General features: G+C 68.9%; 22 protein-coding genes and 1 riboswitch. Of the genes, 9 read left to right on the forward strand and 13 right to left on the reverse strand.

Annotated elements, in window-relative coordinates; genetic code table 11:
* Positions 1–55 precede the first annotated feature (55 nt).
* On the forward strand, positions 56–2068 hold the full coding sequence (locus ACQ7HM_RS08300) for a S9 family peptidase (protein ID WP_434215796.1): 2013 nt from the start codon (positions 56–58) through the stop codon (positions 2066–2068).
* Positions 2069–2073: 5 nt separating this feature from the next.
* A complete protein-coding gene (locus ACQ7HM_RS08305) occupies positions 2074–3336 on the forward strand; it encodes a Zn-dependent hydrolase (RefSeq protein ID WP_434215797.1) in 1263 nt (420 codons plus the stop codon).
* A 94-nt stretch (positions 3337–3430) separates the two neighbouring features.
* Here the strand turns inward: ACQ7HM_RS08305 and ACQ7HM_RS08310 are convergent, their stop codons facing one another.
* From ACQ7HM_RS08310 to ACQ7HM_RS08320, 3 genes are all read right to left on the reverse strand, one after another.
* Positions 3431–3895: an SRPBCC family protein gene (locus tag ACQ7HM_RS08310; protein ID WP_434215798.1), complete on the reverse strand. Its 465-nt coding sequence runs from the start codon at positions 3893–3895 to the stop codon at positions 3431–3433.
* Positions 3896–4022: 127 nt separating this feature from the next.
* Positions 4023–5447 carry an NAD(P)/FAD-dependent oxidoreductase gene (locus tag ACQ7HM_RS08315; RefSeq protein WP_434215799.1) on the reverse strand — a complete coding sequence of 475 codons (1425 nt, stop codon included), beginning with the start codon at positions 5445–5447 and terminating at the stop codon, positions 4023–4025.
* Positions 5444–6934 carry an aminobutyraldehyde dehydrogenase gene (locus ACQ7HM_RS08320; protein ID WP_434215800.1) on the reverse strand — a complete coding sequence of 497 codons (1491 nt, stop codon included), beginning with the start codon at positions 6932–6934 and terminating at the stop codon, positions 5444–5446. Before ACQ7HM_RS08320 ends, ACQ7HM_RS08315 begins: the two co-directional genes overlap by 4 nt.
* 110 nt (positions 6935–7044) lie before the next feature.
* On the opposite strand from ACQ7HM_RS08320, the gene ACQ7HM_RS08325 reads away from it, so the two are divergent.
* The 4 genes from ACQ7HM_RS08325 to ACQ7HM_RS08340 all read left to right on the forward strand — a co-directional run bounded on the left by ACQ7HM_RS08325 (position 7045) and on the right by ACQ7HM_RS08340 (position 11329).
* Positions 7045–7497, forward strand: coding sequence for an Lrp/AsnC family transcriptional regulator (locus ACQ7HM_RS08325; RefSeq protein ID WP_434215801.1), 453 nt, complete (start codon positions 7045–7047; stop codon positions 7495–7497).
* A complete protein-coding gene (locus ACQ7HM_RS08330) occupies positions 7494–8891 on the forward strand; it encodes an aspartate aminotransferase family protein (RefSeq protein WP_434215802.1) in 1398 nt (465 codons plus the stop codon). The genes ACQ7HM_RS08325 and ACQ7HM_RS08330 overlap by 4 nt, the downstream gene beginning before the upstream one ends.
* A gap of 294 nt (positions 8892–9185) precedes the next feature.
* Positions 9186–9983 (forward strand): alpha/beta fold hydrolase, encoded by a 798-nt coding sequence (locus ACQ7HM_RS08335; RefSeq protein ID WP_434215803.1) that lies wholly within the window; start codon positions 9186–9188, stop codon positions 9981–9983.
* Between the two features lie 26 nt (positions 9984–10009).
* Entirely contained in the window at positions 10010–11329 is a 1320-nt protein-coding gene (locus ACQ7HM_RS08340) for a serine hydrolase (RefSeq protein WP_434215804.1), read from the forward strand.
* Positions 11330–11339: 10 nt separating this feature from the next.
* On the opposite strand, the gene yhjD is transcribed toward ACQ7HM_RS08340, so the two are convergent.
* The 4 genes from yhjD to ACQ7HM_RS08360 are packed head-to-tail and all read right to left on the reverse strand — an operon-like array spanning position 11340 to position 15572.
* Complete coding sequence (gene yhjD / locus ACQ7HM_RS08345; protein WP_434215805.1) at positions 11340–12389, reverse strand: inner membrane protein YhjD; 1050 nt, start codon at positions 12387–12389, stop codon at positions 11340–11342.
* A gap of 36 nt (positions 12390–12425) precedes the next feature.
* Positions 12426–13433, reverse strand: coding sequence for a tryptophan--tRNA ligase (gene trpS / locus ACQ7HM_RS08350; RefSeq protein ID WP_434215806.1), 1008 nt, complete (start codon positions 13431–13433; stop codon positions 12426–12428).
* Between the two features lie 23 nt (positions 13434–13456).
* Positions 13457–14284 carry an exodeoxyribonuclease III gene (locus ACQ7HM_RS08355; protein WP_434215807.1) on the reverse strand — a complete coding sequence of 276 codons (828 nt, stop codon included), beginning with the start codon at positions 14282–14284 and terminating at the stop codon, positions 13457–13459.
* Between the two features lie 28 nt (positions 14285–14312).
* Entirely contained in the window at positions 14313–15572 is a 1260-nt protein-coding gene (locus ACQ7HM_RS08360; protein WP_434215808.1) for an MFS transporter, read from the reverse strand.
* 206 nt (positions 15573–15778) lie between these two features.
* Positions 15779–15905: riboswitch (SAM riboswitch) on the forward strand.
* Positions 15906–15962: 57 nt separating this feature from the next.
* Here ACQ7HM_RS08360 and ACQ7HM_RS08365 point away from each other — a divergent pair.
* Positions 15963–17300, forward strand: a complete 1338-nt coding sequence (locus ACQ7HM_RS08365) for a bifunctional o-acetylhomoserine/o-acetylserine sulfhydrylase (protein ID WP_434215809.1) — start codon at positions 15963–15965, stop codon at positions 17298–17300.
* On the forward strand, positions 17297–18460 hold the full coding sequence (gene metX, locus ACQ7HM_RS08370) for a homoserine O-acetyltransferase MetX (protein ID WP_434216386.1): 1164 nt from the start codon (positions 17297–17299) through the stop codon (positions 18458–18460). The genes ACQ7HM_RS08365 and metX overlap by 4 nt, the downstream gene beginning before the upstream one ends.
* 26 nt (positions 18461–18486) lie before the next feature.
* Here metX and ACQ7HM_RS08375 read toward each other — a convergent pair whose 3' ends face one another.
* The 5 genes from ACQ7HM_RS08375 to ACQ7HM_RS08395 are packed head-to-tail and all read right to left on the reverse strand — an operon-like array spanning position 18487 to position 22689.
* Positions 18487–20013, reverse strand: coding sequence for a hypothetical protein (locus tag ACQ7HM_RS08375; protein WP_434215810.1), 1527 nt, complete (start codon positions 20011–20013; stop codon positions 18487–18489).
* Between the two features lie 42 nt (positions 20014–20055).
* On the reverse strand, positions 20056–20391 hold the full coding sequence (locus tag ACQ7HM_RS08380; protein WP_434215811.1) for a DUF3017 domain-containing protein: 336 nt from the start codon (positions 20389–20391) through the stop codon (positions 20056–20058).
* A gap of 13 nt (positions 20392–20404) precedes the next feature.
* Positions 20405–21268, reverse strand: coding sequence for a bifunctional methylenetetrahydrofolate dehydrogenase/methenyltetrahydrofolate cyclohydrolase (locus tag ACQ7HM_RS08385; protein WP_434215812.1), 864 nt, complete (start codon positions 21266–21268; stop codon positions 20405–20407).
* A 37-nt stretch (positions 21269–21305) separates the two neighbouring features.
* Entirely contained in the window at positions 21306–21896 is a 591-nt protein-coding gene (locus ACQ7HM_RS08390) for a pentapeptide repeat-containing protein (RefSeq protein ID WP_434215813.1), read from the reverse strand.
* Positions 21832–22689: a rhomboid-like protein gene (locus tag ACQ7HM_RS08395; RefSeq protein ID WP_434215814.1), complete on the reverse strand. Its 858-nt coding sequence runs from the start codon at positions 22687–22689 to the stop codon at positions 21832–21834. The genes ACQ7HM_RS08390 and ACQ7HM_RS08395 overlap by 65 nt, the downstream gene beginning before the upstream one ends.
* A 91-nt stretch (positions 22690–22780) precedes the next feature.
* On the opposite strand from ACQ7HM_RS08395, the gene ACQ7HM_RS08400 reads away from it, so the two are divergent.
* The gene (locus ACQ7HM_RS08400) at positions 22781–23245 is read left to right on the forward strand and encodes a tRNA (cytidine(34)-2'-O)-methyltransferase (RefSeq protein WP_434215815.1); all 465 of its coding nucleotides are present in this window, start codon (positions 22781–22783) and stop codon (positions 23243–23245) included.
* A gap of 117 nt (positions 23246–23362) precedes the next feature.
* Here the strand turns inward: ACQ7HM_RS08400 and ACQ7HM_RS08405 are convergent, their stop codons facing one another.
* Positions 23363–24037, reverse strand: coding sequence for a reverse transcriptase family protein (locus tag ACQ7HM_RS08405; protein ID WP_434215816.1), 675 nt, complete (start codon positions 24035–24037; stop codon positions 23363–23365).
* Between the last annotated feature and the right edge of the window lie 291 nt (positions 24038–24328).

A 24328-nucleotide genomic window follows, 5' to 3' on the forward strand; every position in this document is an offset into this window, starting at 1 on the left:
ACCGAATCGGGCTGCGGTCCGTATGTCGGAACCATCACCAACCAGGAGGAACCCGATGTCTCTACTCGTCGAATCGGACACCGACGCGCCGCCGAGCAGGATTCGCTTCGACGGTGCCCGGGCCGCAGAACGTATCGACTCCATGCCGATCGTGGGAACCCCGTCGATCGATGACCTCGGAAACGTTGTGGTCTTCCACGTCCTGCAGGCCGACGTCAGCAGCAACACCTACCGGTGCACCATGTGGATCTCACGAAACGGTGCACAGGCCGAGGAACTGTTCTGTGCCGGTGACTCGTCGGGGTCGTCGCCCCAGGTCTCCCCCGATGGCCGGTGGGTCCTGTTCGCGCGAGCACCACACGACGGCGGGCCATCGCAGCTGTTCGTCGCAGACCTCGCCGGGTCGGTCCACGCACAGATCACCACCGCCGAACTCGGCGTGAACTCGGGTGTGTGGAGTCCTCAGGGCGACGCCGTCGCGTATGTGACCCGCACCGACCTCACGGGCGCGTACACCGGCGGCCGCGTCTCCACCGACCGTCGCTACCTGGGGGTCGGCGGATTCGCCGACGGTTTCGGTGCCACGATCGACCGGCCACGGCGCATCGAGGCCGTCGCGCCGTTCGCCGACAATCCGACACCATGGGCGCTCGCTCCCTGCACCGAGGACGCGACCGCACCCGCCTGGAGCCCCGACGGACGCGCGCTGGCGTACGTCGTATCGACCTCGCCCGACGGCGATCTCAACGCGCGCAACGCCATCGCGATCGTCGATGTCTCGGGCGCCGATCGCCGGGTCATCGTCGCCGGTGACACCGTCAAGGGTGGCCCGGAATTCACCGCGGACGGATCGACCGTGCTGTTCGCGGCCGAGGTCCTCGATGCTGACGGCGTTCCCTCTGCTGCGGCGAGTTTCGGTGTGTGGAGCGTCGACGTCGCGTCCGGATTGGTGAGTCGTCTGACCGATGCCGAACCGCACCACATCGGGTTCTCGTGCCAGACGCAGCGGCCTGTTCCGGGAGGGTTCGTCGCGGGCATCGACAGCCGTGGCGCCACCGAACTGGTCCGATTCGATCAGACCGGCGCAGTGATCTCGACGCTGATAGGCGGTCGACGGCAGGTGAACGGATTCGCCGTCGCACGCCCCGACGGGCGAGTGCGGGTTGCCGCAGTCGTGACCTCCCCCGCGACGGCCGGCGACGTGGTGATCGCCGACGACGACGGTGAGCGCGCGATCACCGCGTTCGGGTCGGCTCTGACCACACGATGCCCGATCTACGAACCCGAGCGATTCGTGGCCGATGTCGACGGCTACCAGATAGAGGGGTGGAAGGTGCTGCCGGAGGGTCCGGGGCCGCACCCGGTGGTGTTGACGATCAAAGGCGGCCCCTTCACACAGTTCGGATACACACTGCAGGGCCCGGCGGCGCTCGACGACGCGCAGGTGTACGCCGATTCCGGCATCGCGACGATCCTGGTCAACCCGCGCGGAACGTCCGGCTACGGACAGGCACACGGCGAGGCCGCCTGGCCGCTCGCCGAGTCCACCCAGCGAGACCTGCTCGCCGCGGTGACGTACGCGATGGCCACCGACGATCGACTCGACCCCGGCCGCGTCGGTGTGATGGGCGGATCCTTCGGCGGGTACATGACCGCCTGGCTCGCGGCAAAGGCCCCGGAGTTGTTCCGCGCCGGCATCTGCGAGCGAGGTGTGTACGACATCGACAGCTTCGCGGCCGCAGGGGACGACGGATGGAACACCGCCTGCGCGCTGTACGGCACGGACCGGACGACATGGGCCGATCAGAGCCCCGTCACATTCGCCGACGACATTGCGCTCCCCCTTCTCGTCATGCACTCCGAGCAGGACGGACACTGTCCGTTCGAGCAGGCGCGGCGACTGCTCTTCGAGATGCGGATCCGACGACAGCCCGTCGAGCTGGTGGCCTTCGCGGGTGAGACACACGAGCTGTCCCGCACCGGCGATCCCGTCAACAGGGTGGCGCGGCTGGCAACCATCGTCGAATGGTGGGGGCGACACCTGGCCTCCGCCCCCCGGAACCGGTGATCGCCGTGGCCGATCCGATCCACCTCGCTCGTGCCCGTCGGGTCATGCGCCGGTGCGACGTCCTCGCGCGGGATTCGGCGCGGCCGGACGCCATTCATCGTCTGTTCCTGACGCCGGAGCACGACCGGGCGAACCGCCGGGTCGATCGCTGGATGCGGGAGGCGGGCTTGACGACGTGGCGCGACCGCCTGGGATCACAGTGGGGTCAGACCGGGTCGGCCGCGCCTACCACCGAGCGACCGATCGTCATCGGGTCACACCTGGACACCGTCCCCGACGCCGGCCGCTACGACGGGGTCCTCGGAGTGCTGTTGGGGATCGAGGTCGCCGAGGTGATGGCGCCGTTGCGCGCGATGATGCGGCACCCGCTCCGAGTCGTGGCCTTCGGCGACGAGGAAGGCGCCCGCTTCCCGGCGACGCTGATGACCAGTAGGTTCGCCGCCGGCAGCGTCGATCCGGCGTGGGCGGACCTACGCGACCGCGACGGCGTGACGCTCGCCGATGCGATGGTGGGTTTCGGCCTCGACCCCGATGCTCTCGCGGATGCCCCGTCGGGTGTCGACGCTGCGTTCTATCTGGAGCCGCACATCGAGCAGGACAGGTGCCTCGAGCGCGACGCCCAGCCGCTCGGCGTGGTGTCCGGCATCGCCGGAGCGGTCCGCATGACCGTGACCCTGCATGGGGCTCCGGCTCACGCCGCCTCGGCGATCGCCGACCGGCGCGATGCGGGTTCCGGGGCCGCCGAGGCGGTGCTGCGGCTGGAGGAATACGCCCACGAGCACCGAGAACTCCGGATAACGATCGGCCGAATGACGTTCGGGCAGGGAACGGTGAACGTCGTTCCCGGCACAGCGGAATTCACCGTCGACGTACGCGCCACCGACGATCGGCGACTCGCCCGCGCGGTCGCCGACGTCGTCGGAATCGTCAACGCCGTGGCGGCGCGCCGCGCGTTGACACCCGTCGCAGCCACCGATCACCACGCGAAGGCGACAACGTTCGGCGGTCACGTCACGCGACGACTCGGCGACGCGATCGAGGCGAGCACGGCCACCGACACTCCCCACCTGTGGTCGATCCCAGGCCACGACGCCATGGTTTTCGCGGAGAACACCGATACGGGAATGGTTTTCATACGATCCGAGGGCGGGCACAGTCACAACCCGCTCGAACGGGTCGCCGTGGAGGACGTCGCTGCGGCCCTGAAAGTGTGCGTCGACACGGTATTCGCCCTGGGCGCAGCATCCTCGGTGCGGATGGCATCCTGACCCGCGCCGACACCCTGGATGCGCGCCGGCCTCCATGACACCGCCGGAACCGGTCGGAGAGCAGCCCGCCTGACCTGTGGACGCCCCCGATCGACTATCCGGTGGTCGCGGCCGCGAGCCGGCCGAGGCTGTCCTCGAGTTCACCCTCGCTGACGAGCGGGAACTTGATCTGCTCGAGCAGCTTCTTGTCGGTCACCTTCGACCAGTCGTAGGTGAGGCGCACGAGGGTGGAGTCGGGGCCCTGGGAGTCGAGCTCCCACAACCACTCCCACCCGGGCGGCTCGTTGCCGGCGGGCGCGGTCTTCCACGCGATCAGCTTGTCCTTGGCGAAGCCGCTGACGTGGTTGTCGGTCTTGTACTCGCCACCCATGTGGGGGCCGTCCATGTTCATGGTGAACACGTCACCGACAGCTTTGATTCGTTCGCCGTTCTCATCGCCGCGCACGAAACCCGAGCCGTCGAGTTCGAGGTGCCGCTTGGGGTTGGAGAGGATGTCGAAGACGTCCTTGGCGGATGCGTCGATGAGACGCTCGACGGTGACGCTGGTCTGATCGGTCATGAGGGGATCCTCCGGTCGACGGTGACGTACTCCACCAAACGTACGCGAGGGGGTTCCCTCGACGGCGGCGATCAGCTGTCGAATCCGATCGCGGAGCGATCAACCGTCGAATCCGATCGCGGAGCGATCAGCTGTCGAATCCGAGTCCGACCCTGTCCATGGTGCGCAGCCAGATCCCGCGGCGGCCCTGCGAGCGATCGGCGCGGGCGAACTGCCTGCGGGTGATGGTGATGCCGATCCAGCGCAGAGGTTCGGGCGGGAACGGGATGGGTCTGGTCCGCACCATCGCGAGGCGGGTGCGTTCGGTGTCGTACCCGTCGACGAGGTCGAGCGCGGTTCGGGCACCGAAATGTGATGCGCCCACACCCAATCCGGTGAATCCCAGCACCGACACGACCCGTCCGCGGATGCTGGTGTGCCAGTACGCGCAGAACCGGGAACTGGTGTCGATGGCGCCACCCCAGGCGTGGCTGATCGCGATGCCCTCGAGTTGCGGGAACATCTGTATCAGGTGTTCGGCGAGTATCGCGAACTCGTGGTCATCGGTGCTGTGGCGATCGTCGCGGTCGGATCCGTAGCGATACACCGCATCCCATCCACCGAAGAGGATGCGGTCGTCGGTGGTGAGCCGGAAGTAGTGGAAGCGGTTGCCGCCGTCGGCCAGGCCCTCCCGCCCGTCCCAGCCGATCGATGCGCGTTGCGCCTCGGTGAGCGGCGCGGTCATCAGCACGTAGTCCCACACCGGGACGGTGCCCCACCGGTTCCACCGGCGCAGGGGGCGTGCCGCGGCCGTGGCGACGATGACCTTGTTCGCGGTCACCGACCCCCGCGGTGTTTCCGCGTGCACCCCTCGGCCGCGCCGGCGCAGTCCGGTGATCTCGGTGTTCTCACAGATCACCACCCCGAGGCGTTCGGCGGCGCGCGCGAGTCCCCAGGCCAGTCTGGCCGGGTCGAGCATGATGACCGCCGGGTCGTGGGCCGCGGCCGCCACCATCGGCGACCGCACCTTGGCGCGGGCGTCGTCGGTGTCGTGAAAGGTGTTGGAGCGCCCCAGTGCGACGGCCTCGTCGACCCCCTCACGGACCGCGTCGACCTGCCAGTCGTAGTTGGCGATGTCGAGTTCGCCGGTCCGTTCTAGGTCGGCGTCGATGCCGAGGCGGTGCACCGCCTTCTCGATCTCGTCGAGCGTCTCGTCGCCCATACGCAGCAGCTCCGGCAGCTCGTCGACGAAACGCGACAGGCCGTTCGACAGTCCGTGGGTGATGCTCGCCGAACAGAATCCCCCGTTGCGTCCCGACGCCTGCTCGGCCACCCGGTCGCGGTCGACGAGGATCACCTGCCGGTCGGGGTCGGCCTCGATGGCCTGCACCGCTGCCCACAGTCCGGTGAACCCGGCGCCGATCACCAGCAGGTCGCATCGACGGTCCCCGCGCAGCGCCGGCCGCGCCTCGGGGCGCTCGGGACGGTCCAGCCAGAAGGGCCGACGGGTGGCGTCGGCGATCATGCGACGGCCACGTTCGGTGGGCTCCTCTGCCCACGCGGAGACGGTCACGCCTCCTCCCCCGCGGCGAAGATCGTTCGGTGCCAGGGCTTGCGGGCCACACCGGTGATGTCGCTCATCACGTGCTTGATCGAGAGGTACTCGTCGAGGGAGTAGGCCGACATGTCCTTGCCGAATCCCGACGCCCCGAAACCACCGTGCGGCATCTCGCTCACGATCGGGATGTGGTCGTTGATCCACACGCATCCCGCGCGGATGTCCCGTGCGGCGCGCTGCGCGCGATAGACGTCGTGTGTCCACGCCGAGGCCGCGAGCCCGTAGTCGGTGTCGTTGGCGCGTCGTATGCCGTCGTCGTCGTCATCGAAGACGCTGACGGTGAGGACCGGACCGAACACCTCGTCGCGATACACCTCTGCCTTCTCGTCGACGTCGGCGAGCAGGGTCGGCGGGTAGAAGGCGCCCGGGCCGGACGGCAGGACCCCGCCCGTCACCACCCGAACCCCCGATGCGGCTGCGCGCGACACCATCCCGGCCACCTTGTCGCGGTGGGCACGGGAGATGAGCGGGCCCATGTCGGTGGCGGGATCGGTGGGGTCGCCCATGCGGACCCGCGACATCAGTTCGCCGACACCGTCGACGAAGTCGTCGTAGAGGGGCCGGGCGACGATGGCGCGGGTCGCCGCGGTGCAGTCCTGTCCCGAGTTGATGAGAGCCCCGGCGACCGCTCCGTGGACGGCGGCGGTGAGATCGGCGTCGTCGAACACCACGAACGGCGCCTTGCCCCCGAGCTCGAGCTGGACACGCGTGCCGCGCGTCGCGGCCGCGGCCATCACCCGTCGCCCGACACCGGTCGAACCGGTGAAGGTGACCACGTCGACACCGCGGTGTCCGGCGAGGGCGGCGCCCACCTCCGCACCGGTTCCGGTGAGGACGTTGAAGACACCGTCGGGAACGCCGGCCTCGGTGGCCAGCCGCGCGAGGGTCAGGGTGGTGAGTGGCGTGAGCTCGGCCGGTTTCAGCACGACGGTGCACCCGGCGGCCAACGCGGGCATCACTTTCCACACCGCCATCCCGAGGGGGTAGTTCCACGGCGTGATGGACGCGACGACACCGACGGCCTCCCGTCGGATCGACGAGGTGTGGTCGCCGGAGTACTCGGCGGTGGCCTTTCCCTCGAGGGCCCGGGCGAGGCCGGCGAAGAAATCGGTGTTGTCGACCGCGCCCGGCAGGTCGAACTCGGTGGCGAGGCGGATCGGTTTGCCGGTCTGACTGACCTCCTGCGCTGCGAGCTCATCGGACTCGCGTTCGAGGATGGCGGCAAGTCTGCGCAGCACGGCGCTGCGACGTGCCGGGGTGGCACCTGACCACTCGTGCAGGGCGGCCCGCGCCACCGCGACCGCGTCGTCGACATCGTCGACGATGGCCAGCGCCATCTGCGCGACCGGCAGATCGGTCGCCGGGTCGACGACCGTGTGCACAGGGCCCGTCGCGACGAGGTCTCTCCCGGACACCCATCCGGCGGGCAGAGTTGGCGGCATGGGCTCGATGGTAGGTGAATTGCGACGGATTCCGCCATCAAACCGCTACCCAAACCACCGGATCAATGGTTTTTGTTGCGTCATTCGACGGAATCCGTCACCATGACGCAGTGGCCAAAGACCTCGATCACGTCTCGAAGCAGATCATCGAAGCGTTGCAGACCGACGGCCGCCGTTCCTATGCCTCGGTGGGCAAGTCGATCGGACTGTCGGAAGCAGCGGTACGCAATCGAGTCCAGAAGCTCAGTGACAGTGGGGTTCTGCAGATCGTCGCGGTGACCGATCCGTTGCAGGTGGGGTTCGCCCGGCAGGCCATGATCGGCATCCGCTGCACGGGTGACTCGGTGGCGCTGGCGAAGAACCTCGCCGAGATCCCCGAGATCGACTACGTCGTCCTCACCGCGGGCAGCTTCGACATCATGATCGAGGTGGTCTGCGAGGACGACGACGGTCTGCTGGAACTGCTCAACCGCACGGTCCGCACGCAACCGGGCGTCACCGCGACCGAGACGCTCGTCTACCTGAAACTCGTCAAACAGCAATATAACTGGGGAACCCGATGACCACCACAGCGATGCCCGTCAGCTCCTCCTCCGACGCCGCGGGTTCCGATCTCGGTGCCCGCAGCGCCCGACACCTCTGGGGCCACTTCGCCCGCCACGGCGAACACATCACTCCCCCGGTGATCACCCGCGGCGAGGGCCATCGCATCTTCGACAACCGGGGACGCAGCTACATCGACGGGCTGTCGGGCCTCTTCGTCGTGCAGGTCGGTCACGGTCGCGAGGAGCTGGCCCGGGCGGCCGCGAACCAGGCGCAGACGCTGGGGTTCTTCCCGCTGTGGTCCTATGCGACACCGCCGGCGATCGAACTCGCCGAGCGACTCGCCCACCACGCTCCCGGCGACCTCAACCGCGTCTTCTTCACCACCGGCGGTGGCGAGGCCGTCGAGAGTGCGTGGAAGCTGGCCAAGAAGTTCTTCAAGCTCCAGGGAAAGCCGTTCAAACACAAGGTGATCTCGCGGGCGGTGGCCTATCACGGCACCCCGCAGGGCGCGCTCGCCATCACCGGCATCCCGGCGATGAAGCAGGACTTCGAACCGTTGACCCCGGGCGCGTTCCGCGTGCCTAACACCAACTTCTACCGGGCCACCGAACACGCCGACGACCCGAAGGCGTTCGGACGCTGGGCCGCCGATCGCATCGCCGAGGCGATCGAGTTCGAGGGACCCGACACCGTGGCCGCGGTGTTCCTCGAGCCCGTGCAGAACGCGGGCGGCTGCTTCCCGCCGCCACCGGGCTACTTCGAGCGGGTGCGTGAGATCTGCGACGAATACGACGTGCTGCTGGTGTCGGACGAGGTGATCTGCGCCTTCGGGCGCATCGGTTCGATGTTCGCCTGCGACGACTTCGGCTACGTGCCCGACATCATCACCTGCGCCAAGGGCATGACCTCGGGGTACTCACCCATCGGCGCCATGATCGCCAGCGACCGCCTTTTCGAGCCGTTCGACGACGGCGTCACCTCCTTCGCCCACGGCTACACCTTCGGCGGGCATCCGGTCTCGGCGGCGGTGGCCCTGGCCAACCTCGACATCTTCGAGCGGGAGGGCATCACCGACAACGTCAAGAACAACGCCGGTGCCTTCCGCTCGACCCTGGAGCGGTTGCGAGATCTCCCGATCGTCGGCGACGTCCGCGGCGAGGGGTACTTCTACGGAATCGAACTGGTCAAGGACCAGGCGACCAAGGAGACGTTCACCGCCGACGAGTCCGAACGTGTCCTGCGCGGGTTCCTGTCGCACGCGCTGTTCGAGGCCGGGCTGTACTGCCGGGCCGACGACCGCGGCGATCCCGTGGTGCAGCTGGCGCCGCCGCTCATCTGCGGACAGCGCGAGTTCGACGAGATCGAGTCGATCCTGCGCGGCGTCCTCACCGAGGCCTACAGCAAGATCTGACCGGTTCACCGGGAAGATCTGACCGGTTCACCGGGAGGAGGATCCGAGAGGCGGCCGGGTCCGCACGCACAGCGGGCCGCCCACCCCGATCGGGGGTGGACGGCCACGCGGAGGACGGACCCGCCATTGCGCCTCTCGGCAGAAGGCCGCTCGTGGCGGCAAATGGGGTGGTACCCGGGGCAGTGAATCGGGCCCGTCGGGTGGTGTAACGCCATCCGGGCCGAGGATTGTTCCCGAGCCCGAAAACGGTTCCCGACATCCGTACAGTTTCGGTCTACGCCTATCGTCTGCCCCGTGACCGACCTCCGAATCCCCCGCGACGGTGCCGATCTCGCCGTCGACACCCCGACGGGGACGCGACCGATCGCCGTCTACGCCCACGGCATGTCCTCCAGCCGACAGTTCGACGACGAGAGCGGCATCTTCGACTGGACGCCCGTCGACAGTGACGACCGCGAGCTCGTGCGGTTCGACGCGCGCGGCCACGGCGCCTCGACCGGACGCCCGGTCCCGGCGGATTACATCTGGACCGCTCTCGCCGATGACCTGTTGGCCGTGATCGACGCGGTGTCGCCGAAGGAACCCGTCGACGCCATCGGGGCATCGATGGGCTCAGCAGCCATCCTCTGGGCCGTCCTGCGCGCTCCCCACCGTTTCCGGCGGCTCGTCCTGTCGCTCACTCCCACCGCCTGGGAAACACGCGCGGGCCACTCGAGCGGGTACCTGAGCACCGCGACCCTCCTCGAGAACGAGGGTCTCGAGGCCCTGTTCGCGATGGTGTCCGCCATGCCTCCGCCGCCGATCATCACCGCGGGTGGATGGTCGACCGAACCGCGTCCTCCCGCCGTCGACGTCGGGCTGTTGCCCTCGGTGATGAGAGGCGCGGCGCAGTCCGACCTGCCCGACGTCGACAGCGTCACGGGCATCACCCACCCCACGCTTCTGCTGCCGTGGGACACCGACGCAGGACACCCGGTCAGCACTGCACAGCGGCTCGCCGAACTCCTGCCCGACGCGACCCTCGAGATCGCCACCGAGCCCGACCACGTCCGACAGTGGGGAGCACGCGCCGCGCGGTTTCTCGGGGCCTGACGTCCGTCGGGGTACTTTCGACCTCGATGCCAGCCCTCAGTCGATCGTCCCGATTCCTCGCCGCCTCGGTGTCGACGGTCGCCGTGGTCGTCGCGTGCGGCACTTTCGGCGCCGCGGCACACGCCGACCCGGTGGTCCCGACACCGACCGCGGGGGCGCCGAGCACCCCGAACACCGAGAACTGCCCGTACCGCACATCCCCCGCCGCGGCCGTCGACACCTCGGAGGTACCGCCCTCGGGCCAGACGGCTCCGGCCGCGCTCCCGGTGCCCGACCCTCCGGTCGGCGGCGAGAAGCTCGGCGCATGCGGGGTCGTCACCGCGGGTGACGCCGCATCGATACCCCGCGGGATCACCTCGGCCGGCTGGCTGGTCGCCGACGCGGGAACCGGCGCCGTCCTCGCCGCCAAGGACCCGCACGGTCGATACCGCCCGGCGAGCACGATCAAGACACTGTTGGCTCTGGTCGCCCTCGACGAACTCGATCTCGACACCACCGTGACCGGCACGCGCGCCGACTACAGCATGGAGGGCGACTCCGCCGGCATCGGTCCCGACGGCCGCTACACCGTGCGACAACTGCTGCAGGGCCTGCTGATGGTGTCGGGCAACGACTGCGCCAACGCATTGGCCCGCGAACTCGGCGGCTACGAGGTGGCGGTCGGGAAGATGAACGAGATGGCGCACCGACTCGGAGCCGAGGACACCCGCGCGGCGTCACCGTCGGGACTCGACGCTCCCGGGATGAGCACCTCCCCGTACGACCTCGCGCTGATCTTCCGGGCGGCGTTGAAGAACTCGACGTTCCGCGACCTCATCTCGCACGTGAACGCGCCGTTCCCGGGCTACCCGCCACTCGCCGACGTGCCGAATGACAAACCGCATCCGGGCTACATGATGCAGACCCAGAACCGACTGCTCCTCGACGGCTATCCCGGCATCATCGGCGGGAAGACGGGGTACACCGACGATGCGCGCAAGACCTTCGTCGGCGCGGTGGAGCGTTCGGGTCGCACCCTGATCGTGGTGCAGATGTACGGACTCAACGAGGTCGACGACTCCTACTGGGATCAGGCGAAGGGACTCCTCGACCACGGGTTCGGCATCCCGACCGGCGAGTCGGTCGGACGGCTCGTCGACGAGACGACCTCCGATGCGACGTCGGACCGCTCGACCGGCCGGTCGGCGTCCGGCGAACCCCACAGCGGCGCGGTCGCCTACCCGTCGTCCGACGACGGTGCCGGCCACTCGCCGTGGACCGACCGGCTGCTGTTCGGCGGCATCGGACTCGTCGTCATCCTCGGCCTGGTCTACGCGGCGCTACGGGTCAACCGCCGATCGCGCTGAACCCGACACCTCACCGTCGGTGGCGACGTGCGCGCAACCGTGAGATCCCCAGTGCGGCCACCGCGCCCGTGAGAGCGGTTGCCGCCAGGGAGACCACCGACGGCTCGGGCCGCACGGCGACGACCGGTGCGATCGTCACCGGATCGGGCACCCGGGCGGCCTCGTACTGCGCGTTCATCGGATCGGTCGCCGCCCACGCCGTCGCGAAAAGGATGATGCGCGTGGTGAAGAAGGCGAACACCATGATGCCGATGATGGGCCCGAAGGTCGCACCGGCGGGCCCGCTGGTGACGCTCTTCAGGTAGAAGGTCGCGATGAACTTGAAGACCTCGAAGACGACCGCGGTGAGCAGTCCGGCCTTCACGGCGTTGCGGTACGGCAGCGCGATCCGCGGCAGTCGGGCGATGACCCAGGTGAAGAGCAGCGTCGAGGCGACCAACGACACCACGATCGACAACGCCCGCACGACGATGAACACGCCGGGTACGTGATCGAGCCCCACGAACTCGAGGATCGTGGTCGTCAGCCCACTCCCCGCGATCGCCGACAGGCCGAACGACACCACCAGCGCGACGAACAGTCCCAGCAGGGCACCGAGGTCACCGATCTTGGTCTTGACGAAGGTCGACGCCGGCGGCTCGGCTCCCCACTGCACGGTCAGGGCGTTGCGCAGGTTGGCCATCCACCCGAGACCGGAATAGAGGGCGAGCACCAGCCCGATCACGCCGATCGACGCCCGAGAGCTGATCGCCTGGTCCATGAGGTCCTGCAGTTGGTTGCCCATGTCGCCCTGGACCGAGTCGGCGATCTTGGTCTTCGCGTCGTCGAGGAGCCCGGGGCTGGTGGCGAAGACGAATCCCGCTGCGGCGAAACCGATCATGAGGAGCGGGAACAGCGCGAGGATGCTGAAGTAGGTCGCGCCGGCGGCGAAGAAGTCGCCCTTGGAATCCTGGTAGCGCCCACCGGCCCGCACCAGGTGGTCGAGCCAGGGATACCGCGCCCGCAGCTGTTCGAGGCGCGAGGGCCCCTTCTCGGTCGATGTCTCGTCGGTGTCGGCCATGGTCACTCCGCTCGTCGACTCCGTCTCGTGCTCACGTCATGTGCGCGGCAGGAACCCCACCTTGTCATAGGCGCTCGCGAGCGTCTGCGCGGCGACCTCACGCGCACGGTCGGCACCCCGGGCGAGGATCCCGTCGAGTTCGGCGCGATCGGACATCAGCTCGTCGACCCGTCCGCGCAGCGGTGCCACGAAATCGGCCAGGACGGTGGCGGTGTCGACCTTGAGGTCGCCGTATCCCTTGCCCTCGTATCCCGACACCAGATCGCCGATGGGCGTGCCGGTCAGTGCGGATTGGATGCTCAGCAGGTTGCTGACACCGGGCTTGTTCTCCCAGTCGAGGCGGATCTCGCGCTCGTTGTCGGTGACCGCCGAACGCACCTTCTTCGCCGACCGCTTCGGGTCGTCGAGCAGATTGATCAGGCCGGCATCGGAATCGGCCGATTTGCTCATCTTCGCCGTCGGGTTCTGCAGGTCGTAGATCTTCGCGGTCTCGGCCACGATGTGCGCCTCGGGCACCGTGAACGTCTCGCCGAACCGGGAGTTGAAGCGCTGGGCCAGGTTTCGGGTCAGTTCGAGGTGCTGACGCTGGTCCTCACCGACCGGCACCCTGTCCACTCCAAACGCGAGAATATCGGCGGCCATCAGGATCGGGTAGGTGAACAGGCCCACACCGGCGGAGTCGGTTCCCTGCTTGGCCGCCTTGTCCTTGAACTGCGTCATGCGGTTGGCCTCGCCGAAGCCGGTGATGCACGACAGCACCCACGTCAATTGCGCGATCTCGGGCACGTGGGATTGGACGTAGATCGTCGAGCGGTCCGGATCGACCCCGACGGCGAGCATCTGCGCCACGCTGAGCAGCGTGCGCTCCCGCAGGGCCGCGGGGTCGTGTGGCGCGGTGATCGCGTGCATGTCGGGGATGAAGTAGAACGCCTCGAAATCGTCCTGCAGAGCCACCCACTGCCGCACCGCACCCAGGTAGTTGCCCAGGTGGAAGGAGTCACTGGTGGGCTGGATACCGGAGAGGACGCGTTCGGTGCTGCTCATGAGGGGCATTGTTTCATCCGGCCTCAAGCGAATTCGACGGTGACCGGTGCGTGGTCGGACCAGCGTCGGTCGTAGGCCTCGGCACGCTCGACGCGGGTGTCGCGCGCCCGCCGCGCCAACGCCGGGTTGGTCAGGTGGTAGTCGATCCGCCAGCCCGAGTCGTTGTCGAACGCCTTGCCGCGCCACGACCACCACGAATAGGGACCGGGCTCGTCACCGACGAGCGCGCGGGTCACATCGACCCAGGAGCGCTCGAGCAGTCCCCCGATCCAGGCGCGTTCCTCGGGGAGGAATCCGGGACTGCGCTGATTGGTCTTCCACGCCTTGAGATCGAGCTCGGCGTGCGCGATGTTCCAGTCACCACCGACCACGACCCCGCGCCGCCGCCGCGACAGCGTCTCGAGGTGGGCACCGAACTCGTCGAGGAAGCGGAACTTCTCGTCACGCTTCGGTCCGTCGGAGGCGCCCTTCGGCAGATACAACGACCCCACCGTCAGCGCCGGGAAGTCGCCGTCGGAGGCGACGTCGATCTCGAGGTAGCGGCCGGTGCCGTCGAACTCCTCGCTGCCGAAGCCGATGCGCACGGCGTCGGGCGCGACGGTGCCGAGGACCCCGACGCCCGCATGACCTTTCACCGACGACTCCGTCATCGACAACGTCCAGCCCGCGTCGAGGGCCGGTGCGAGCGCCTCGACCGCCTGCTCGCGGGAGGCGCGGATCTCCTGCAGGAGCACGAACCGGCGTCCCGTGGGCGCACCCAGCCAGGGCAGGATCCCCGGGTTGTCGGGGTTGCGTTCCTTCACCGCGGCGCGGATCCCGTTGACGTTGACGGAGGTGATGGTGAGAGGCACGCGGCGAGTGTAGCCACGGGTGCCGACATCATCCGACGGCGGTGATCTCCTGCGCCGCAAGCGGCTTCGCATCGTCGAGATCACCCTGACGCCCTGCGTGGGTGTCGGGGGTCGTCACGGCGTCGGAGCGCCGCTGCGCCAGCAGCGTCACCCCGAGGACCACGAGGCCGGCCGCGGCGAGCGCCGCGCCGAGCAGCGACGGGGCGCGATAGCCGTACCCGGCGCTGATCACCAGTCCACCGAGCCACGCGCCGCCGGCGTTGGCGATGTTGAGTGCCGAGTGGTTCAACGCGGCGGCCAGGGTCTGGGCGTCGTCGGCGACGTCCATGAGGCGCGTCTGCAGCGCGGGGACCAGCGCCGAACCGGTGACCCCGACCGCGAACACCAACGGGAGCGCGGCCCACACGGTCCCGGCGACCACGGCGAACACGACGAGGCTGGCCAGGATGGCCACGAGGCCCGCGACCATGGTGCCGATCACCGATCTGTCGGCGAGAGCACCGCCGACGACGTTGCCGACCACCATGCCGATGCCGAAGAGCATCAGGGCGAACGGGACGAGGCCACCGGGCAGACCGGACACATCGGTCAGCGTGGTGTGGATGTAGGTGTAGAAGGCGAACATCCCACCGAAACCGACGACGCCGATGAGCAGGGTGAACCACACCTGCGGGCGGGCCAGGGCGCCGAGCTCGGTGGCGGGGTTGCTCGCGGTCATACCCGTCAGCGACGGCAGGTACCGCAGCAGCGAACCGATGGTGGCGAGGCCGATGACGACGACCACGCCGAACGCGGTACGCCATCCGAACGCCTCACCGAGCCAGGTGGCGGCCGGGACCCCGACGACGTTGGCGACGCTCAGTCCCAGCATCACCTGGCCGACCGCCTTGGCGCGGCTCCCCGGCCCCGCGAGGTGTGCCGCCACCAGAGCGGCGACACCGAAGTAGGCCCCGTGCGGCAGGCCCGCGACGAAGCGGGCGGCCATGAGGGTGCCGTACGTCGGCGCGAGCACGGTCGCGGCGTTGCCGACGGTGAACGCCACCATCAGCGTGATCAACAGGGCACGCCGCGACATCCGCGCGGTCGCCGCGGCGATGAGGGGTGCGCCCACGACGACGCCGAGTGCATAGGCGGAGATCACGTGCCCGGCCGTGGGCTCGGAGATCTGCAACGAGTCGGCGATGCTCGGCAGCAACCCCATCGACACGAATTCGGTCGTGCCGATACCGAAGCCACCCAGAGCCAGCGCGAGGATCGCGTTGCGGCGGGCGGTGGTGGACACGGGCATGGAGAAACCTCTCGCGGTGGAACCAGGGAGGCGCACACCGATGGGCGCCGGGAGACGGCGGCGATCGCTCGCCGCGCACAGAAGACCTCAACGTCATGAGGTCGGGAAAAGATTCCGCGCACACGGTACGCGACGGCGATTCTTTCGAATCTTCCTGCGCGGGATCCTTTCGGGACGAAATCGGCGATGTTATATCCTTGACGCCAGGTCATGAGTGTCAGCGTCAAGCCCCGGCTCGCTGATCGGCAACCCTCCAACCGCGGTGGGGTGCTCCGGGTGAAAGACCAGGTTGTGGCGTCCGCCAGTGGCGGCGCTCCACAGCAAGCGCGGGTCCGATGGTCGGACCCCATGGGGCATCGAAGCCCCCCGACCGAAAGAGAGCTGTACCCAATGTCTGACCTCCCGTACGACGGCACCGTCGAGTCCGAGGACCCCGCCCTCCACTGGGCCTTCGAGACCAAGCAGATCCACGCCGGCCAGACCGCGGACGCGGCCACGTCGGCACGTGCGCTGCCGATCTACCAGACCACCTCCTACACCTTCCGCGACACCCAACACGCCGCCGACCTCTTCGGACTCGCGGAGCCGGGCAACATCTACACCCGGATCATGAATCCGACGCAGGATGCCGTCGAGCAGCGCATCGCGGCGTTGGAGGGCGGCGTCGCGGCGCTGCTGGTGGCCTCGGGGCAGGCCGCCGAGACGTACGCGATCCTGAACGTCGTCGAGACCGGCGGACACGTCGTGTCCAGCCCGCGGCTCTACGGCGGCACCTACAACCTCTTCCACTACACGCTGCCGAAGTTCGGCATCGAGGTCACCTTCGTCGACGACCCGGAAGACCTCGATTCGTGGCGCGCCGCGGTCAGGCCCACCACGCGCGCGTTCTACGGCGAGACGATCTCGAACCCCAACAACGAGATCCTGGACCTTCCCGGTATCTCCGGCGTCGCGCACGAGAACGGGGTCCCGCTCATCGTCGACAACACCGTCGCGACCCCCTACCTGATCCAGCCGCTGAAGCACGGCGCCGACATCGTCGTGCACTCGGCGACCAAGTACCTCGGTGGCCACGGAACCGCGGTCGGTGGCGTCATCGTCGATGGCGGGACCTTCGACTGGCGGGGTCAGCGCGACGGGGTCGATCTCTTTCCCGGTTTCACAACACCCGACGCGAGCTACCACGGCGCGGTGTTCGCCGACCTCGGCGCTCCGGCCTACGCGCTCAAGGCCCGCGTGCAGTGGTTGCGTGACACGGGTGCGGCGATCTCGCCGTTCAACGCGTTCCTGATCTCGCAGGGCATCGAGACCCTGAGCCTGCGGATCGAGCGGCACGTCGAGAACGCGCAGAAGGTGGCGCAGTTCCTCGAGGGTCATGCTCAGGTCGAGTCGGTGGCCTACGCCGGTCTGCAGTCGTCACGCTGGTACGACCGCGGTCAGCAGCTCGCCCCGAAGGGTCAGGGCGCCATCGTGGCGTTCGAGATCGCCGGCGGCGTGGACGCGGGCAAGCGCTTCGTCGACGCGCTGACACTGCACAGCCATGTCGCCAACATCGGAGACGTCCGCTCGCTGATCATCCACCCGGCGTCGACCACGCACTCGCAGCTGGCTCCCGAGGAGCAACTCGCAGCCGGTGTGTCCCCGGGACTGGTGCGCCTCGCGGTGGGTATCGAGGGGATCGACGACATCATCGCCGACCTCGAGACAGGATTCCGGGCGGCGAACTGATCGTGACCACCGAACCACGGACGCCCACCATCACCGCTGGGGTCTCTGCACCGCCCGACTGGGAGACCCTCCCCGACGGGGAGATGACCTATGCGTCCGTGGGGTCGGTGGACCTCGACAACGGTGGCCGGATCGACGACGTGACCCTGGCGTTCCAACGCTGGGGCACGTTGTCGCCGGCGCGCGACAACGTCGTGCTGACACTGCATGCACTCACCGGCGACTCCCATGTGGTCGGCGCGCCCGGTCCCGGGCACCCGCTGCCCGGGTGGTGGGACGGTCTCATCGGTCCCGGCTGCGCGGTCGACACCGACGAGTGGTGCGTGATCTCGGCCAACGTCCTGGGTGGTTGCGGCGGGTCGACCGGTCCGTCGTCGCCGGGCCCCGACGGGTCGCCCTGGGGCTCGGATTTCCCGCACATCACCGTGCTCGACCAGGTGCGTGCCGAGGTGGCCCTCATCGACGCGCTCGACATCGGTTCGGTGGCAGCGGTTCTCGGCGGTTCGATGGGTGGGGCGCGGTCGCTCGAGTGGCTCATCGGCTTCCCCGAGCGGGTTCGCAGCGGACTGGTGTTGGCTGTGGGGCCGCGGGCGACGGCGGATCAGATCGGCACGCAGACGACCCAGATCGCGGCCATCACGTCCGACCCGAACTGGCAGGGCGGCGACTACCACGGCACCGGGGCGAGCCCGGTCGCCGGCCTCGGTATCGCCCGTCGGATCGCGCACATGACGTACCGGTCGGAGATAGAACTCGATCAGCGTTTCGCCAATGACGCACAGGGAGAAGAGATCCCGCTCTCCGGTGGCCGCTACGCCGTGCAGAGCTACCTCGAGCACCAGGCCGACAAGCTCTCCGCACGCTTCGACCCCGGCAGCTACGTGGTCCTCAGCGAGGTGCTCAACCACCACGACGTCGGCCGCAACCGCGGTGGCACCGAGGCCGCGCTGCGCAGTTGCGACGTACCGGTGATCGTGGGCGGGATCTCGTCGGATCGGTTGTATCCCTTGCGGACCCAGGCCGAGATCGCCGACCTCATGCCCGGTTGTGTCGGCGGTCTGCAGGTCATCCAGTCCGACAGCGGACACGACGGCTTCCTCACCGAGTTCGACGCGATCGCCGACCTGCTCAAGCGGACGATGGACCTCGCCCGCGGCTGATCGTCGACGCGAGGCGTCGGCGGGTGTCAGGGTGCGGGCGTCACCGTCGGTGTGACGATGCCGGGTGCGGGAGTTGCACGCGGTGTCGGGATCGCGATGAACGGGTACGGCGTGAGCGACCGGGGATCCGACGGGACCACCGGCGACAGCAGCGGCGGTGAGGTCTGGGGACCCGACGGCTGCCCCGACAGGTCCGGCGTCAGTGGCGGGCTGGTCGCGCTGATGGTCGACGTCGGACCCGAGTCCGCCGGCGTGGGCAGCTCCGTGGTCGCCCACGGACGTTCCTGACGTCGCTCCGCCCCGCCGTTCGGGTATCCCAGTGTCGGCGATGTCGTGGTGGTGGGCAGATCGGCGGTCGGCGGTGCAACGGTCGATCGAGTGGGCGTCGGGTCGCTCGGCGTACCGGGTGCGGCAGTGGTGGTGGCGACGACCGGCGCCGCGGTGTCGGGTCGGTCTGGAGTGGGCACGCCGGTCTGCGCCGCGGTCGAGGCGGTGACCTCCACGTCGCGTACCGGCGAGGACGATCCGTCGAGAGCCGCGGTGAAGGCGTAGACGGCGAGCATCGCGACCGCGATGAAGCAGCCCACGATCGCGAGCGGTACCGCCGACCACCAGTCACGGTGTCCGCGACCGCCGATGAAGGCCAGGCGCAACGCCGAGGAACGGTTGGGGCGCGCGAGCAGCGCGGCTCCGACGGCACCGAGCAGGTCCGGCGTCGACGCCACGACGACCGGCGCCGGTGTCGATCGCTCGAGAACCGTTCGCACCACGGGGATGTTCGCGACACCGCCGACCACCACCAGTGGGGTGTCGGTCGGGATCGACTGCGCACGAACGTAGTCCGTGACCGCCTCGGCGAGGGTCTCGACCATCGGCTCGGTCACCGTCGACACCATGTCCGCGGTCATCGGGATCGATCGTCCGCGCACGACGACGGCTGTCGAGTCCTGTTCGGTCAGTTCTTCTTTCGCGGTGCGACACGCCCCGACGAGTGCTCGCCGCGACGCCCGTGTGGTCGACGCGAGGTCGTCGCCGACGAGGTCGGCGAGGGCGGAGTCGATGGCGTGTCCCGACATCACGGTCGACCGAGTGGTGGCGGTGAGTTCTCCCGTCGACGGGTCCAGCCGCGAGATCGTCACGCCGGTGTCGCCGCAGTCGAGCAGGATCGTCTCGTCGTGCGCGGCGATCTCCCCCGATTCGGCCAGCGCATGCGCGACCGATTCGGCGTCGCCGAGCAGGTGGATCTGCCGTCGCGGACCCCACCCGCGGGAGGTGAATCCCCCACGTCCCCCGGACTCCCGCGAGGCGACACCGATCGAGGCGACCGACAGGCCCGCCGATGCGGCACTGCCGAGCATGAGATCGATACCCGCGTTCACCCGGCCGGCGCGGTCGAGGCGATCGGTGTGGTCGACCTCGATGACCCGGGAATCGACCACCAGGCGCTCATGGTCGTCGACCGTGACCAGGGCACAGTGGGTCATCCCCCCGCCCGCCGACACTCCCAAAGTGGTGATCGGCGGCCGCGGATTCGTCGCAGAGGTAGCCGTCATCGCTGACGAGAATAGTCGGTGGGACGGTACGAAAGCGACCGACTATTGATCGATACCGGTCCCCAGGGCATCGATCGAGGCGGCCAACCAGATGATCGCGCCGCCGGCGACCGCCATGGCCACCACGTCGACGAAACGGCCTCTCACCTGCAACAACCCGACTCGCGAACTCGGCAGCACCGCGCGGAGCACAGCCGCCGTCAGCGCTCCGCCACCGAACACGAACGCGCCGCGTCGCCAGCGGTCGAGGATGAGGAAGATCAACGCCACGGCCACGAACGCCAGCACGATCACGAAGGGGATCTGCACCAGGATCGAACGCCGACGGCGCGCGCGGCGGACGTCGTCGACGGTCCGACCGGTACCGCGGCTGCTCATCGTCGGCGACCGCTCACGACGTGCGGTGCCGCAGCAGCGCCTCGGCCCGTTCGACGACGTTGACGAGCAGAAACGCCCGGGTCAGCGGACCCACACCACCGGGGTTCGGCGAGACGTGGCCCGCCACCTCCCACACCTCGGGGGCGACGTCGCCGACGAGACCGGCGTCGGTGCGGCTCACCCCGACATCGAGCACCGCCGCACCGGGTTTGACCATGTCTGCGGTGATCAGGTGCGGTACCCCCGCCGCGGCGACGACGATGTCGGCGCGCGACACCTCGGCGGCGAGATCGGTGGTCCCGGTGTGACACAGCGTGACCGTGGCGTTCTCGCTGCGGCGGGTGAGCAGCAGTCCGATGGGACGACCGATCGTGACGCCACGGCCGACCACCACGACGCGCGCACCGGCGATGGGGATGTCGTAGCGGCGCAGCAGGTGCACCACCCCGCGGGGGGTGCACGGCAGGGCTGCGTCGGTACCCAGCACGAGGCGGCCGAGGTTGATCGGGTGCAGTCCGTCGGCGTCCTTGCCGGGGTCGATGCGTTCGAGCGCGGCGTTGTCGTCGAGCTGCGGCGGCAGCGGCAACTGGACGATGTAGCCCGTGCATGCGGGGTCGGCGTTCAGTTCGTCGATGACGGCGTTGAGCTGTTCGGTGGTGGTGTCGGCGGGCAGGTCGCGGCGCAGCGAGGCGATGCCCACCTTCGCGCAGTCGGCGTGTTTGCCGCGGACGTAAGCCTGCGACCCGGGGTCGTCGCCGACGAGGACCGTGCCGAGGCCCGGGGTGACCCCGGCCTCCCGGAGCGTCGCCACGCGCGCCGCGAGGTCGACGAAGATCTCGTCGCGGGTGGCCTTGCCGTCGAGTGCTGTCGCCGTCACGCCGCCATTCTCCCCGATCGGGGCCGCGCGCCTGCGTTCAGGCCAACCGCAGACCGTGGGCCAGTGCGAAGTCGATGGCGTGGTCATGGTCGACGACCGTGTCGGTGACCGTCGCGGCGACCCAGAATGCGGGGTCGATCCGCGCGCGCCGCAGGTCGGAGTCGGTGATGGTGGCACCGACGGCACGCACCCCGGTCAGGTCGACGCCGGCCAGCGTCGAGCTGGTGATGGTCGTCGACGCCAGATTCGCCTCGCGCAGTCGTGATCCGGTCAGGTCGGCACGGTGCAGGGTGAGCCCGCCCAAGGACGTGAGCGACATGTCACAGTCGGTCAGCGACACACGGCGCATCAGCGACTGCGTGATCGTCGAACCCAGGAGGCTGCAGTCGGCGAAGCCGGCGCCCGGCATCGGGCAGCGGTCGAGGGTGCAGGTACGGAACGCGGTCCTGCGGTGGTCGGAGTCGGTGAGAGAGCACCCGACGAACGAGCATCGGGTGAAGACCACCGCTTCGGTCGTCAGTGCGGACAGGTCGCAGTCGACGAAGGTGCAGTCGTCGAACGTGTCACCCGACCACGTCTGACCCGACAGGTCCTGCTCGTCGAAGATGTCCTCGGCGTAGGCGGTCATGGATGCCCATGATGCGCCGTCGGTCCGACGTCGGGGCGACCGCGGGTTCCGGCATGCGTTCGAGCAGGTGGGGTGACACCGGGGGAAGCTTCGGCTCGGTGAGGTGCTCGACGAGATGCGGCGACACCGGTGGCAAGTCGCTCACCACCGTGATCCGCCGCCGCCCGATGCGGGTGATCGGATAGCAGGCCACGCCGACGATCGCGGCACACAGGTGACCGATGTCGGTGAAGGTGAAATGCGTTCCGTGCACCAGTGGCCACACGATCGGGGTGAGGCAGACGACCGCCAGGGCGCCGCCGTAGACCCACCGCCACCGACGCGCGATCCGGTAGACCAGGATCCCGGCCACACCGGCGAGCCCGTAGCTGACGCCGATGTCGATGACGGCCAGATCGCTCTGCGGCGCCCGGCCGCTGTCGATGGCCCACAGCAGGATCCCCTGGCTGATGTAGGTCGCCGTGACGTGGGCGATGACCACGACCGCCACCCACCGCGCGGTCCCCAGCCAGCGTTCCACCGGGGCGTGGATGAGGGAGAACACGATCGCGTAGAGGAACCAGCCGTTGCCGTCGATCCAGAAGGCGCTGCGGAACAGGCTGGGCAGCGGGTTGTGCAGCAGGTGTCGGAGGTTGGTGGAGCGGTTCTGCAGGATGTGCGTCAGCTGGTCGGGGGCCACGCGGTGGGCGATCACGGTGGTGACGAACAGGACGGCGAGCCACAGGTAGGTGCCGGGCGCCGAGCGTATGTATCGCCAGACGACCCCGGGTGTCGCGCGCACCGCATCTCGCATGTCCCACCCAGTTCGTTCCGTGACCACCGCAGTGCGCCGGGTCTGCCCTGCCCCGTCGTGCTCGACAGGTGCTCAGGCAAGGTAGACGCTTGTGTTCCGCATTTTGTTCCATGAACCTCGCATACCCCCCAATACCGGCAACGCCATCCGCCTGGCGGCCAACACCGGGTGTGAGCTGCACCTCGTGGAACCACTCGGCTTCGATCTCGACGCCGCCAAGGTGAAGCGGGCTGGCCTGGACTACCACGAGATGGCGTCGGTGACGGTCCACCGCGATCTCGCCGCCGCCTGGGAGGCACTCGCGCCCGACCGCGTCTACGCGTTCACCGCCCACGCCGAGAAGTTCCACACCGCGGTCGACTACCGCCCCGGCGACGTGCTGCTGTTCGGCCCCGAGCCGACCGGCCTGTCCGACGAGGTCCTCGCCGACCCGCACGTCACCGAACGTCTGCGGATCCCCATGCTCGCGGGGCGTCGATCGCTCAACCTCGCCAACGCCGCGAGCATCGTGATGTACGAGGCCTGGCGTCAGAACGGCTTCGACGGCGCGGTGTAGCGCTGGCTCGCACGCCGTCGCACCGTTCGCACGCCGTCGCACCGTTCGCACGCTGCCGCCGGCATGCGGACGACACGCGAGCGTGCGAACTTCTCACGGCGGCCTTAGCCGGACGGTTCACTCGTCGGCCCAGTCCACCCGCGACGCCATGTCGAGGAGCGTGTCCCGGCGCGTCGAGTTGTCGAAGCCGACCCACGCGATCCGACCGCGGACGTGGGCCTCGAAGTTCCCGACACCGTCGTGATTCTGGGCCCGGGCCCCGCTTCGTATCGCGTTGTGCAACAACGCCCGCAGATCGTCGTACTCGGATCGGGACACACGCGGACGGTCGTTCACCACCAGCCCGGTGAGGCGCTGCTGCTGATGGGCGTACATGATCCGCGTCTTGCGACCGTGGACGGTGAGACCCTCGTCGGCGACGATCTGCCCCACCACCCACACCACCGCCGACGGGTCCTCGATCACGCCGCTCACCGCCAGGTCGTCGCCGTAACGGGTGTAGACCAGTCCGTGCCGTCGGGCGTATCCGGTGATGCGGCGGTCGAGGGTGCGCATCACGAGATTGGCCAGCGCGGGCGAGGTCGGCGCCCCCTGCGGCAGATGGCGAGATCGCAGCATCGCAGCGTGTACGGGATCCATGCCGACGAGGCGTTCCGACGGCGTCGTGGTGGTGCACAGGTCGGCCAGCGCGCGGGCCACGGCGGACGGGTAGCCGACCGCGGCGAACACCGCGCGGACGCGGGCGACGGTGACCGACTCGAAACACCGTCGGAGATCGACGCGGATGACCACAGGCCACCGGCGTGGGGGCTCGAGAACGTCACCGGCGAGGTACCGACCGCGAATCCCTGCGCAGCAGGGTGTGGCGGGATGCGGTCGAGTACTCGGCGCAGGATCCGTCGCTGCGTCTCACGCAGACGCGGTTTCGGGATCTCGAGGACTCGAACGCCCTGCCGTTTGGGGATCGGTGTCACGCGATAGTGCTGCAGCGGACCGGTTCTCGATCGCAACCAGTTTCCGTGGTCGGCCAACCAGTCGAGCTCGGACACCGTCATGTCGTAGGCCTGCGCGAGAGCGGAGTAG

It is taken from the genome of Williamsia sp. MIQD14 (genome assembly GCF_051025635.1).
Lineage (GTDB): Bacteria > Actinomycetota > Actinomycetes > Mycobacteriales > Mycobacteriaceae > Williamsia_A.

Bases quoted from the DNA above. Each gene is read 5' to 3' on its own strand.
- ACQ7HM_RS08300 (WP_434215796.1), top strand. From the start codon at position 56: ATGTCTCTACTCGTCGAATCGGACACCGACGCGCCGCCGAGCAGGATT.
- ACQ7HM_RS08310 (WP_434215798.1), bottom strand. From the start codon at position 3,895: ATGACCGATCAGACCAGCGTCACCGTCGAGCGTCTCATCGACGCATCC.
- ACQ7HM_RS08320 (WP_434215800.1), bottom strand. From the start codon at position 6,934: ATGCCGCCAACTCTGCCCGCCGGATGGGTGTCCGGGAGAGACCTCGTC.
- ACQ7HM_RS08330 (WP_434215802.1), top strand. From the start codon at position 7,494: ATGACCACCACAGCGATGCCCGTCAGCTCCTCCTCCGACGCCGCGGGT.
- ACQ7HM_RS08340 (WP_434215804.1), top strand. From the start codon at position 10,010: ATGCCAGCCCTCAGTCGATCGTCCCGATTCCTCGCCGCCTCGGTGTCG.
- yhjD (WP_434215805.1), bottom strand. From the start codon at position 12,389: ATGGCCGACACCGACGAGACATCGACCGAGAAGGGGCCCTCGCGCCTC.
- trpS (WP_434215806.1), bottom strand. From the start codon at position 13,433: ATGAGCAGCACCGAACGCGTCCTCTCCGGTATCCAGCCCACCAGTGAC.
- ACQ7HM_RS08360 (WP_434215808.1), bottom strand. From the start codon at position 15,572: ATGCCCGTGTCCACCACCGCCCGCCGCAACGCGATCCTCGCGCTGGCT.
- ACQ7HM_RS08365 (WP_434215809.1), top strand. From the start codon at position 15,963: ATGTCTGACCTCCCGTACGACGGCACCGTCGAGTCCGAGGACCCCGCC.
- ACQ7HM_RS08375 (WP_434215810.1), bottom strand. From the start codon at position 20,013: ATGACGGCTACCTCTGCGACGAATCCGCGGCCGCCGATCACCACTTTG.
- ACQ7HM_RS08380 (WP_434215811.1), bottom strand. From the start codon at position 20,391: ATGAGCAGCCGCGGTACCGGTCGGACCGTCGACGACGTCCGCCGCGCG.
- ACQ7HM_RS08390 (WP_434215813.1), bottom strand. From the start codon at position 21,896: ATGACCGCCTACGCCGAGGACATCTTCGACGAGCAGGACCTGTCGGGT.
- ACQ7HM_RS08395 (WP_434215814.1), bottom strand. From the start codon at position 22,689: ATGCGAGATGCGGTGCGCGCGACACCCGGGGTCGTCTGGCGATACATA.